Below are 12,631 nucleotides of genomic sequence, written 5' to 3'. Positions count from 1 at the left end.
TATAGAAGATAATATGGAGCTTGAAAGGATGATTTGGATGTTCAATAAACGAACAGGTGAAGTCATGACGCAACAACTCATTAATTGGGGTGTCGATCATATATATGGTATGCCGGGAGATTCCATCAACGAGCTAATCGATGATTTAAGGAAAAGGCAGGATGAAATTGAATTCGTCCAAGTCCGCCACGAGGAAACCGGAGCCTTGTCAGCAGCTGCTTATGCTAAATTGACAGGGAAGATCGGAGTTACAGCCGCTATCGCTGGACCTGGAGCGGTTCACTTACTTAACGGCCTTTATGATGCCAAAGCGGACAGCGCGCCTGTTCTTGCGATTGTTGGACAAGTGCATAGTGAAGAAGTAGGGACAGGGGCATTCCAGGAAATCAACCTGGAGAGAATGTTCGATGATGTCGCGGTATTCAACCGCCGGGCAGAGACGGAAGCACAGCTCCCAGACCTGCTTGACCAGGCTATTAAAGAAGCCTACGCACATAAAGGTGTATCTGTCCTGATTGTCCCTGATGATTTATTTGCGGCCAAGCAGACAGATGAGGTCCGCCTCACTTCCGGAGATTATTATAGACCAGAAATTTTCCCTTCACAAAAACAATTAAACGAAGCAAGGCAACTTATTGAAAAAGCAGAAAAACCGATCATTTTGGCAGGGCAGGGAACGAGAAATGCCCCGAATGAACTGATCGATTTTGCCGAGTCGATTAAAGCTCCCATTATTTTAAGTCTGCTTGCAAAAGGAGTGATTCCTGATAATCATCCCTACTGCCTCGGACAGCATGGTCAAATCGGTACAAAGCCGGCTTACCATGCCATGAAGGAAACGGACCTGTTGATTCTCGTAGGCACACAGTTTCCATACCGTGATTTCCTGCCTGATGATGTTGCAGCCATTCAAATCGACAATAAGCCTGAAAACCTCGGGAAGTACTATCCCATTGAAGTCGGACTTGCTGGGGACAGTAAAGAAACGCTCGCTGCTCTTGCCAAGCTTACGGCTCCTGTTGAAAAGAGAGAGTATCTCGAGTATTACCAGGAAAAAATGAATGACTGGAGAATCGCTCTTCAAGAGGAGAAAAGATCCACAGAGAACCCATTACATGCGCCTCAGGTGATGTACGAACTTGAAAAACATATGGAACCGGGGGCTATTATCTCTGGCGACGTAGGCAACGTGACCGTATGGCTTTCCCGCTTCCTGCATCTTGTGAACCAAAAGTTCGTTTTGTCTGGCTGGTTGGCAACGATGGGAAGTGGACTTCCTGGAGCGATTGCTGCGAAAAAAGCGTATCCGAATAAACAGGTAATCGGAGTTTCCGGTGATGGTGGATTCTCCATGGTGATGCATGATTTTGTGACGGCCGTTAAATATGAGCTGCCGATCAAGATGATCGTGCTGAACAATAGTAAAATCGGGATGATTAAGTACGAACAAGAACAGATGGGGCATTTGAATTATGCGACAAACTTGGGAGAAGTGGACTTCGCTAAGTTTGCGGAAGCTTGTGGGGGAGAAGGCTATCGAGTGGAGTCCTATGAAGAGCTCTCTACAAAAATGAAGCAGGCCTTCGTTTCCGAAAAACCTGTACTGATTGATGTCGTCATTGAAGACCAGGCGCCACTCCCTGGGAAGATTGATTATCAGTCAGCCGTTAACTTTTCCAAGTATATCGTCAAAGAATTTTTTGAATCCGGAAACCTCGACTTACCGGACATGAAAAAAGCATTGAAACGACTGACATAAAAAGAAATCCCCGCTGGAAATCCAGCGGGGATTTTTTTACGATCACACTTCCATAATGATTGGAAGGATCATCGGACGACGCTTCGTCTTTTCAAACAAGAACGGAGCAATGGTATCTGTGATTTCATTTTTGATCTCAGACCATTGAGTCGTACGACGCTCCATCACTTTTTCAACATGGGAGCTGACGAGATTCTGTGCTTCTTTGATCAAGTCTTCTGATTCTCTCATGTAGACGAATCCACGCGAGATGATATCAGGACCTGATGCGATCTTGAATTCTTTCATATTGATACTGACGACTACGATGACAAGACCTTCTTCAGAAAGAATTCTACGATCACGAAGGACGATGTTACCGATGTCACCAATTCCGCTTCCGTCGACATAGACAGACCCGGACGGGATTTTACCTGCGACACTTGCTTCTTCTTTACCAAGAGCAAGGACGTCACCATTATCCATGACGAAGCAGTTCTCAGGCTCGACGCCACAATCGTGACTGAGCTTCGTGTGCTCCTTCAGCATACGGTATTCCCCGTGAATCGGCATAAAGAATTTCGGTTGGATCAAACGAAGCATCAGCTTCATTTCTTCCTGGCTACCGTGACCGGATGTGTGGATGTCATTCAATGGGCCGTGGATGACATCAGCACCGGCACGGTAGAGTTTATTAATCGTACGGCTGACACTGATCGTGTTTCCAGGGATTGGGGAAGAAGAGAACACGACGGTGTCGCCAGGTTGAATTTGAATTTGACGGTGAGTTCCGTTGGCGATACGTGACAGGGCAGCCATTGGTTCACCTTGTGAGCCTGTACAAAGGATCACGACTTCATTTGCTGGAAGTCGGTTGATCTGCTGGGCATCAATGAATGTATCCTTAGGGGCACGGATATATCCAAGTTCCTGACCGATTCGGATGGAAGATTCCATACTTCGTCCGAAAACAGCCACTTTACGGCCTTTCTTAACGGCAGATTCCACCACTTGTTGAAGACGGTGGATGTTTGATGCAAAGGTTGCAAAGATTAATCGACCATCATCCATACGCGAAAAGATGTCATCGATACTTTGTCCTACGATTCGTTCGGACTTAGTAAAACCAGGAACTTCTGCATTGGTACTATCGGATAATAGGGCAAGCACGCCTTCTTTACCGATTTCAGCCATCTTAGCAAGATCAGCTGGTTCTCCTACAGGGGTGAAGTCGAATTTGAAGTCCCCTGTGTGTACGACGTTTCCTGGTGGAGTTTTAACTACCACACCGTAGGAATCAGGGATACTGTGCGTCGTACGGAAGAACGATACGGACGTTTTACGGAATTTGATGACATCGTCTTCCTGAATAGGATTCAGTTTCGCATTCCGCAAGAGACCGTGTTCATCCAACTTATTGCGGATCAGGCCGAGCGCCAGTTTGCCCGCATAAATTGGAATGTTGATTTCACGCAACAAGTAAGGAATTCCACCAATGTGGTCTTCGTGACCGTGCGTAATGAACAGCCCTTTGATCTTGTCTTGATTTTGGACGAGGTACGTATAATCCGGAATAACATAGTCGATACCGAGCAGCTCGTCTTCCGGGAATTTGATACCAGCGTCAATGAGGATGATTTCGTCTTGGAATTGTACTCCGTACGTATTTTTACCGATCTCACCGAGTCCGCCCAGGGCGAATACGGCTGTCTGGTCATTTTTGACGAATTTCATCGGTTAAAAATTCTCCACTTTGTAATCTTCGGATTGCTGTTCATACTCAAGGTGATCCTCATCAAGCACCTGAATATATTCAATATTGAATCCTTCATTTTTTAATTTTTCACGAACTTGTCTTTCTGTTTCCGCTTCCACGTACATGCTGTCTGTACGTTCACGGACAGGAACTTCGCTCGCAAGTTCCTGATAAAGTACTTTAAATATCATTACTCTATCGCTCCTAACTAGATATAATTTCCACATTCTTGTCCTGTCATCATCATAGCACGTTTGTTTCCTGTATGGGAATGATAATGGTATGTGCGGGTGCTCGGTACACCCTAAAACAATGGTTTACGCGTATGTTTTTCGTTTCATGAAATTTTTCCAACGTTTTCTAAGCTTCCTTCGTAGACGCTTCATCATGTGCATCTATCCCCTTTCATTGTGAAGAAGAAAACAAAAAAACGTTAAACCGCCCAATCCCTGTTATCTCTAGTATAATACGGTTTGTGGAAGAATGAAACATTTACATATTAGATTTTGTATATATCGTGTGTTTTTCTTCTCAAACCTATCCACTCATGCTACAGTATAGCCAAAGAGTGGGGTATGCTATGATACATAAACGAAATTGCACTGAAGACGCCGAGGAGGAACAATAGGATGACAAAGAAAATTGCTTTTTTTGATATCGATGGAACACTGCTGGATCACGATAAAAAGTTACCAGAGAAAACGAAAGCAGCGATTCAAGCATTAAAAGATGAAGGAGTGTACTGCGCCATTGCAACTGGTCGTGCTCCTTTCATGTACAAGAAGTTGAGAGAGGAACTTGGAATCGATTCCTTTGTCAGTTTCAACGGACAATATGTCGTTTTTGAAGGAAAAGAAATTTACACAAATCCACTATCTGAACCTGAGTTAGAAAGACTTCATAAACACGCAGAGCAGAATGACCATCCAATGGTCTTCATGAACCATGAAGAAATGAAAGCTTCTGTACCGGATCACAATCATATCGAAGAAAGTCTAGGAACGCTGTATATTGATCACCCTAGTGCGGACGCCTCCTTTTTCAAAGGAAGAAATATTTATCAGTCCCTCCTGTTTTGTGAAGGGGATGAAATCGAAGAATATAGAGATGCATACGAATCCTTCGATTACATCCGTTGGCACCCCGTTTCCTGTGATGTACTTCCTAAAGGTGGATCAAAAGCGGAAGGAATCAAGAAGATGATCGAAGCAGCCGGTCTCAAGATGGAGGATACTTACGCTTTTGGTGACGGGTTGAACGATATCGAAATGATCCGTGAGGTAGGAACAGGGATCGCGATGGGAAATGCGGTATCTGAAACGAAAGCCGTCAGTGATTTTGTAACTAAAGATGTAGGGGAAGACGGCCTCTCTCATGCGATTTATGAAATAGGCTTGCTGAAGTAACCTTTCTTTAACAAACCGAACCTAATCCGGAAGAATTTTAAAAAAGCTCCACCGTCCTTGGACGGTGGAGCTTTTGGTTTTTATCGATCGGCTGGTGTAGCGTTGTCAGGCTCCTTAAAAGGATTCTCCTGGTCGATGTGATCATAAAACATAACACCATGGAGATGGTCAATTTCATGTTGAAAGACAATCGCTGCATAATCCCTCAAGCGCAGCTTCACATCATTTCCTTCAAGGTCCGTGGCTTTCACTGTGATACGGCGATAGCGTGGCACATAACCAGGCACTTCACGGTCCACGGAAAGGCATCCTTCTCCTGTAGAAAGGTAGGTCTTTTCCACAGAATGACTGACAATACGAGGATTGAATAAGCCATAGCTGTATAACTTATCTTTCATATCAGTGAAATGAACGGCTAACATCCGTTTATTCACATTGATCTGTGGTGCAGCCAAGCCTACACCGGGACGGAGGCCGTAACGGTTACAAACTTGTTCATCCTGGCTGTTTTTCAAGTATTGGATCATTTCTTCCAACGTTTTTTTATCTTCCTCAGAAGGGGGAAGAGGCACTTCCTCTGTCACTTTACGCAGAGCAGGGTGACCTTCACGAACAATATCGTCCATTGTGATCATTCAGCAACATCCTTTCAACCTATACATTTTCAAAAAAAGCCCCAATCATGTAGTCATAAAAATAAAATAAAGAGCTCTCAAGTAAGTCCTTTTCTCTTCTATGTCAATGGTAACATATGTGAAAAAGGCACTTTTCATTTAATATCATTTATTATACTATTGTAGATACGTTTAGATTACAATAATGTTTCACGGAATTCGAGGGGGAAAAGGTGTGCGAGTACATAAGCTAGTGGTGCTCCTGGCAGTTGCAGTTTTCTTATCAGCCTGCACAGGGCAGTCAGCAGAAGAACAGATTTATGAACATCTGGAAAAAGCGGTGACTCAAGAAGATGCTTTCCGCGAACAACAGCAGCCGATGGTGGATCTTGAAACGGAAGAACAACAGTTATATGAAGAAATCATCAATTTGAATATGGATCAATTTGATGAAATCAAGGAAAAGTCGAAGCAGGCAGCCTCAATTGTTGAGGAACGAAGAGAAAAGCTCGAACTGGAGAAAGAAAGCATTAATGCAGCTAAAAAAGAATTTGATAAGATCGAACCTCTTATTGAAGATTTAGAGGAAGAGAACGAAGATGCAAAAGAAAAAGCAGAGCAGCTTGTAGACACGATGAATGCAAGATATGACTCTTATCAAAATTTGTACGGGGCATACGACGAAGCATTAACCATGGATGCCAAACTCTATGAAATGATGCAGAACGAAGATTTGACGGAAGAACAACTTCAAGAACAAATTGATAAGATCAATCAGAAATATAATGAAGTGATTGAACATAATGAAACATTCAATGAACATACAGAAGAGTACAATACATTGAAGAAAGAACTTTATGACGCGATGGAACTTGATGTAACTTATGAAGAACAATCAGAATCCTCTGCTTCAGAAGAGGAATAATAGGAAAGCCGTTGACGGACATTCGTCAACGGCTTTTTATTTGAGCGCACACGCATGATGACGGGACCAGTAGGAAAGCTCATACGGAACAATTCATTTGATTGTAAAGGAAAAAAGACGTAAGATTAATACAGGCTTAATTTTGTGGTGATACAGTATCGTGTTCTGAAATAACAAAATAAGTCATTTTTCGACTGCTGTCAGAAGCCTCTATGACTATGTATAGATATTATGTAGTGAAGTGATTGACGAATGATGACGATTTGAGCTAAACTACATAATGGATTGACATTGTACCATTGAATCTTACTTGAAGAATGTAACAGTTTCTATAAACGCCCCTGCATGATTAATAAATATGTGTTCAGGGTAAAACGTAAAGAGCAAATCGGTACAGTTTTTTTTCATAATTGGGAAAGCTACTCACAGCATCCATTTTAAAATACGAAAGGAAAGGGTGAATGACTTTGAAACGAACTCTTGAGAACATTGAAAACCAGTTCGAAACGTTTCAAATCCTTAACGAAGAAGGCGAAATCGTAAATGAAGATTTTATGCCTGACCTATCTGATGAAGATCTGAAAGAAATTATGCGCCGTATGGTTTATACGCGTATTCTTGACCAGCGTTCCATCGCACTTAACCGCCAGGGACGTCTTGGATTCTATGCTCCAACTGCAGGACAGGAAGCATCTCAGCTTGGAAGCCAATTTGCATTGGAGAAAGCAGACTTTATTCTTCCAGGATACCGTGATGTACCACAATTGATCTGGCACGGTCTTCCACTTTACCAAGCATTCCTATTCTCCCGTGGACACTATAAAGGAAACCAAATGCCTGAAGGTGTCAACGCAGTAAGCCCACAAATCATCATCGGTGCGCAAATTACGCAAACAGCTGGTGTTGGTCTTGGTTATAAAAAACGCGGTGAAAATGCTGTAGCAATCACATACACAGGTGATGGCGGAGCATCCCAAGGTGACTTCTATGAAGGAATCAACTTTGCTGGTGCATTCGGTGCGCAAGCGATTTTCGTCGTACAAAACAACCGCTTTGCGATCTCTGTACCTGTTGAGAAACAGTCTGCAGCACAAACAATCGCTCAAAAAGCAGTAGCTGCCGGAATCGAAGGCATCCAGGTTGACGGTATGGACGTTCTTGCTGTTTATGCAGCAACGAAAGATGCACGTGAGCGTGCTGTGAACGGTGAAGGTCCGACATTGATCGAGACACTTACTTATCGTTATGGCCCACACACAATGGCCGGAGACGATCCGACTCGTTACCGTACGGAAGATGAAGACAACGAGTGGGAGAAGAAAGATCCAATCGTTCGTTTCCGTAAGTTCCTCGAAGCGAAAGGCCTATGGTCTGAAGAGGAAGAAAACGAATTGATCGAAAAAACAAAAGAAGAAATTAAAGCAGCTGTTAAAGAGGCTGACAATACTCCAAAACAAAGTGTTACTGATCTGATCGGTATCATGCATGAGGAACTTCCTTCAAACTTGAAAGAGCAGTTGGAAGAATATAAGGAAAAGGAGTCGAAGTAAATCATGGCACAAATGACAATGATCCAAGCCATCACAGACGCGATGCGCACAGAACTTAAAAATGATGAAAACGTGCTTGTTTTCGGTGAAGACGTTGGTCAAAACGGCGGAGTATTCCGTGCGACTGAAGGTCTTCAAAAAGAATTCGGCGAAGATCGTGTATTTGATACACCACTAGCTGAATCCGGAATCGGCGGTATGTCCATCGGGCTTGCTCTTACAGGCTTCCGTCCGGTACCTGAAATTCAATTCTTCGGTTTCGTATACGAAGTTATGGACGCAATCAGCGGTCAAATGGCTCGCTATCGTTACCGCTCTGGTGGTACTCGTCCAATGCCGATTACAGTTCGTTCTCCTTTCGGCGGCGGTGTACACACACCAGAACTTCACGCAGACAGCCTTGAAGGTCTAATGGCTCAACAGCCTGGTCTTCGTGTAGTTATCCCATCCAATCCATACGATGCGAAAGGTCTTTTGATCTCTTCCATCCGTAATAACGATCCTGTCATCTTCCTTGAGCACATGAAACTTTACCGTTCATTCCGTGAAGAAGTGCCGGAAGAAGAATATACAGTAGATCTTGATAAAGCTGCCGTTAAGCGCGAAGGTACAGACGTTACTCTTGTTGCTTATGGTGCAATGGTTCACTCTTCTCTTAAAGCTGCAGAAGAGCTTGAAAAAGATGGAATCAGTGCTGAAGTCATCGACCTTCGTACTGTATCTCCAGTCGATTACGAAACAATCCTTGAATCTGTTAAGAAAACAAACCGCGCTGTTGTTGTCCAGGAAGCTCAAAAACAAGCAGGAATCGCAGCGAGCGTTGTTTCTGAAATTCAAGAGAAAGCCATCCTTCACCTTGAAGCTCCTGTATTGCGTGTAGCAGCACCAGACACGGTGTATGCATTCACACAAGCAGAAGAAGTATGGTTGCCAAATCACAACACGATCGTTGAAAAAGTCAACGACGTTATGAACTTTTAATCATCTCTAATACTAGGAGGTAATAACCGTGGCATTCGAATTTAAACTGCCTGATATCGGTGAAGGTATCCACGAAGGTGAAATTGCGAAGTGGTTCGTCAAGCCTGGCGACGAAGTAAAAGAAGACGATGTACTTTGTGAAGTACAAAACGATAAAGCAGTAGTAGAAATCCCTTCCCAAGTAGATGGAACGGTCAAAGACATCCACGTGGACGAAGGTGAAACAACGACTGTTGGAACAGTTATCATCACAATCGATGATGGATCTGAAGATGCTCCTGCTTCTGAAGAGCCTAAAGAAGAGCCGAAAGAAGAAAAACAAGAAGCACCTAAAGAAGAAAGTAAAGAAGAAAAAGCTGAACAACCAGCTGCATCTGCAAACGATGGTGACGTCGACGAAGACCGCCGTGTTGTAGCGATGCCTTCTGTGCGTAAATTCGCGCGTGATAACGATGTCGATATCCGTAAAGTTCAAGGATCCGGCAAAAACGGACGCGTTCTTAAAGAAGACGTTGAAAGCTTCATGAACGGCGGACAAGCGGAAGCAGCGACAGAAGCTCCGGCTGAAGACAAGCAGGAAGAAGCAGCTTCTACGCAACAAGCAGCTCCAGCTGCAGGTGAAGCTTACCCTGAAACTCGTGAGAAGATGAGCGGGATCCGTAAAGCGATCTCCAAAGCTATGGTGAACTCCAAGCACACAGCTCCTCACGTTACGTTGATGGACGAAGTGGATGTATCTGAACTAGTTGCTCACCGTAAGAAGTTCAAAGCTGTTGCAGCTGAGCAGGACATCAAGTTGACTTACCTTCCATATGTTGTGAAGTCTCTTGTTTCTACTCTGAAAAAATATCCTGTTCTTAATACGTCAATTGACGACAATACGGATGAAATTATTCAGAAACACTATTATAATATTGGTATCGCTGCAGACACAGAGAAAGGCCTAATGGTTCCAGTCGTTAAAGACGCAGACCGCAAGTCTGTCTTCTCAATCTCAAGCGAAATCAATGAACTAGCTGTAAAAGCTCGTGACGGTAAACTATCATCTGAAGAAATGAAAGGTGCTTCCACTACAATTACGAATATCGGATCTGCCGGTGGCCAGTGGTTCACACCAGTCATCAACCACCCAGAAGTGGCGATCCTTGGTATCGGACGTATTGCAGACAAGCCAATCGTACGCGATGGTGAAGTTGTAGTAGCTCCAGTTCTTGCGATTTCCCTAAGCTTCGACCACCGTATCATCGATGGTGCGACAGCTCAGCACGCAATGAACAACATCAAGCGTTTACTGAACGATCCACAACTAATCATGATGGAGGCGTAAAGTATGGTAGTAGGAGATTTCCCAATTGAACTAGATACGTTAGTTGTCGGTGCGGGTCCTGGCGGTTATGTTGCCGCCATCCGTGCTGCACAATCCGGTCAAAATGTAACCATTGTCGACAAAGGTAACCTTGGCGGCGTTTGTTTGAACGTCGGTTGTGTTCCTTCCAAAGCGTTGATCCAAGCCGGTCACCGTTACGAACACGCTCAAGGCGCGGAAGACATGGGAATCAAGTCAGAAAATACAACCGTTGACTTTTCTAAAGTACAAGAGTGGAAAGGCGGCGTTGTAAACAAACTGACTGGCGGTGTCGAAGGTCTTCTTAAAGGAAACAAAGTAGACATCGTAAAAGGCGAAGTTTACTTCGTAGATAAAAACACAGTTCGTGTTATGGACGAGAAAAACTCTCAAACATACACGTTCAACAATTGCATTATTGCAACAGGTTCTCGTCCAATTGAGATCCCTTCTTTTAAATTCTCTGATCGTGTTCTAGATTCAACAGGTGCTTTGAACCTGGATGAAATCCCAGAGAAGATGGTCGTGATTGGCGGAGGTTACATCGGTACTGAACTTGGTACAGCGTATGCAAACTTCGGTACAAAAGTAACCATCCTTGAAGGAACAAAAGACATCCTTGGCGGCTTCGAGAAGCAAATGTCTTCCATCGTTAAGAAGCGTCTGAAGAAAAAAGGTGTAGACGTTGTAACGGAAGCTATGGCTCAAGGTGTGGAAGAGACGGAAAACGGCGTGACGGTTAAGTATGAAGCTAAAGGTGAAGAAAAATCCATCGATGCGGATTACGTACTTGTCACTGTCGGTCGCCGTCCGAACACAGACGAAATCGGTCTTGAAGATCTTGGACTTAAGATGACAGACAAAGGTCTGATCGAAATCGATAAACAGTGCCGTACAAGCATTGATAACATCTATGCGATCGGTGATATCGTTGAAGGACCACCGCTTGCTCACAAAGCTTCTTATGAAGGTAAAATCGCTGCAGAAGCGATTTCTGGTGAGAAGTCAGAAATCGACTACCTTGGAATTCCAGCGGTCGTATTCTCTGATCCAGAACTAGCTTCTGTTGGTTACACAGAGCAGGAAGCCAAAGATGCAGGCTATGATGTCAAAGCATCTAAGTTCCCATTTGCAGCAAACGGACGTGCGCTATCTCTTAACGAAAGTGACGGTTTCTTGAAACTCGTTACACGTAAAGAAGACGGCCTTGTCATTGGTGCTCAAATCGCTGGTGCGAATGCTAGTGACATGATTGCTGAGCTTGGCTTGGCGATCGAATCCGGCATGACTGCCGAAGACTTAGCGCTTACGATCCACGCTCACCCAACACTAGGTGAAATCACGATGGAAGCAGCTGAAGTTGCGATTGATCAACCGATTCACATCGTTAAATAATAAGATTAAAAGCCCGACGGCTCCTATGAGTCTGTCGGGCTTTTTTGTTTCGGAAAGAGTTCATCGTCCGCTCACCGGACTTTAATGTCCCTTAGCGGTCAGTCAATGTCCTCAAACTGAGCATCAATGTCCTATAATAGGGAGTTAATGTACTCAAACTAAGCTTTAACGTCCTTTAACTAAAATCCTTACTAAGTACATAAAAAAGCCTCCACTATACTAAGGGAGGCTTGGAATTCATCTAACCATCGCTATATGATTTTCCAAAGTCATTAAAATTTTTTCCCGTGGGTTGTTTCCGGAAATCGTGGCTATCGTTTTACCTTTTTCTTTAACTACGAGGACGGGTAATTCTTCCGTCGGGATGCTCAATTCGTTTTTGTCCTTTTCCGTCTGTTTGAACTGTAATTCAGTCCCGTCATCCTGTTTCATTTTCCAATCCAGAAGGGCGCTCAAGTAATCCTGTGCGGACTTTTCCTGGTCCGCCTCGGAGTATAAGTATAATTCATAATCCTCAGGTGTAGCTGTAAGTACTTGTACGGTTTCCCCTTTTTGTAGACATCCCGCGAGTAAGAATATTGCTAAAAAAGATAGGATAATACGATTGATCATAGTCCGACCCACTCCCTTGTCTTTGATCCATTTTTAGTGTAACAAGGAACTAGGCAGATTATTTACATGTTATCGTTTTGTCATGGAAATGATAGTGGCATGTTGTATTGTGACATCGATTGTAAAATCCTTAATAAAACCTAAAGGGGCGGTATCTATCTTTAGGTGTTAATATGCAGCGTAGGCCGAAGTGTTGAAACAAAGGTTGCGCGTATAGAGGGGACAGGGGTGTGGGGCCTTTGTTGACTTTAGAGTAAGCCTCATAAGGATCAAAATAAAAAGGAACCCAGAAACAAATTCTGGGTTCCT

The 12,631-nt window shown here is 43.8% G+C and carries 11 protein-coding genes; 7 read left to right on the top strand and 4 right to left on the bottom strand.

Annotated features, from left to right (window positions below; translation table 11 throughout):
* The first annotated feature begins 37 nt into the window (after nt 1-37).
* Nucleotides 38-1,759 (top strand): pyruvate oxidase, encoded by a 1,722-nt coding sequence (locus tag K2225_RS02780; protein WP_220583368.1) that lies wholly within the window; start codon nt 38-40, stop codon nt 1,757-1,759.
* Between the two features lie 42 nt (nt 1,760-1,801).
* On the opposite strand, the gene rnjA is transcribed toward K2225_RS02780, so the two are convergent.
* Nucleotides 1,802-3,472 carry a ribonuclease J1 gene (gene rnjA, locus K2225_RS02775; RefSeq protein ID WP_160912931.1) on the bottom strand — a complete coding sequence of 557 codons (1,671 nt, stop codon included), beginning with the start codon at nt 3,470-3,472 and terminating at the stop codon, nt 1,802-1,804.
* 3 nt (nt 3,473-3,475) lie between these two features.
* Nucleotides 3,476-3,685, bottom strand: a complete 210-nt coding sequence (locus K2225_RS02770; RefSeq protein WP_220583367.1) for a DNA-dependent RNA polymerase subunit epsilon — start codon at nt 3,683-3,685, stop codon at nt 3,476-3,478.
* 438 nt (nt 3,686-4,123) lie between these two features.
* On the opposite strand from K2225_RS02770, the gene K2225_RS02765 reads away from it, so the two are divergent.
* On the top strand, nt 4,124-4,900 hold the full coding sequence (locus K2225_RS02765; protein WP_220583366.1) for a Cof-type HAD-IIB family hydrolase: 777 nt from the start codon (nt 4,124-4,126) through the stop codon (nt 4,898-4,900).
* Between the two features lie 80 nt (nt 4,901-4,980).
* Here the strand turns inward: K2225_RS02765 and def are convergent, their stop codons facing one another.
* A complete protein-coding gene (def, locus tag K2225_RS02760) occupies nt 4,981-5,535 on the bottom strand; it encodes a peptide deformylase (RefSeq protein ID WP_220583365.1) in 555 nt (184 codons plus the stop codon).
* Nucleotides 5,536-5,749: 214 nt separating this feature from the next.
* Here def and K2225_RS02755 point away from each other — a divergent pair, with 214 nt between their 5' ends.
* The 5 genes from K2225_RS02755 (at nt 5,750) to lpdA (ending at nt 11,710) form a co-directional block, all read left to right on the top strand.
* The gene (locus tag K2225_RS02755) at nt 5,750-6,439 is read left to right on the top strand and encodes a YkyA family protein (RefSeq protein WP_370632690.1); all 690 of its coding nucleotides are present in this window, start codon (nt 5,750-5,752) and stop codon (nt 6,437-6,439) included.
* Nucleotides 6,440-6,906: 467 nt separating this feature from the next.
* A complete protein-coding gene (gene pdhA / locus K2225_RS02750; RefSeq protein ID WP_146818847.1) occupies nt 6,907-7,989 on the top strand; it encodes a pyruvate dehydrogenase (acetyl-transferring) E1 component subunit alpha in 1,083 nt (360 codons plus the stop codon).
* 3 nt (nt 7,990-7,992) lie between these two features.
* Nucleotides 7,993-8,970 carry an alpha-ketoacid dehydrogenase subunit beta gene (locus tag K2225_RS02745; RefSeq protein ID WP_220583363.1) on the top strand — a complete coding sequence of 326 codons (978 nt, stop codon included), beginning with the start codon at nt 7,993-7,995 and terminating at the stop codon, nt 8,968-8,970.
* Between the two features lie 28 nt (nt 8,971-8,998).
* The gene (locus K2225_RS02740) at nt 8,999-10,297 is read left to right on the top strand and encodes a dihydrolipoamide acetyltransferase family protein (protein WP_220583362.1); all 1,299 of its coding nucleotides are present in this window, start codon (nt 8,999-9,001) and stop codon (nt 10,295-10,297) included.
* Between the two features lie 3 nt (nt 10,298-10,300).
* A complete protein-coding gene (gene lpdA, locus K2225_RS02735; protein ID WP_220583361.1) occupies nt 10,301-11,710 on the top strand; it encodes a dihydrolipoyl dehydrogenase in 1,410 nt (469 codons plus the stop codon).
* Between the two features lie 237 nt (nt 11,711-11,947).
* Here the strand turns inward: lpdA and K2225_RS02730 are convergent, their stop codons facing one another.
* On the bottom strand, nt 11,948-12,322 hold the full coding sequence (locus K2225_RS02730; protein ID WP_220583360.1) for a hypothetical protein: 375 nt from the start codon (nt 12,320-12,322) through the stop codon (nt 11,948-11,950).
* Between the last annotated feature and the right edge of the window lie 309 nt (nt 12,323-12,631).

Source organism: Halobacillus sp. Nhm2S1 (assembly GCF_019599545.1).
GTDB lineage: Bacteria > Bacillota > Bacilli > Bacillales > Halobacillaceae > Halobacillus.
The sequence above is the reverse complement of the archived record's forward strand: the minus strand, read 5'-3'. Positions and strand labels throughout refer to the sequence as shown.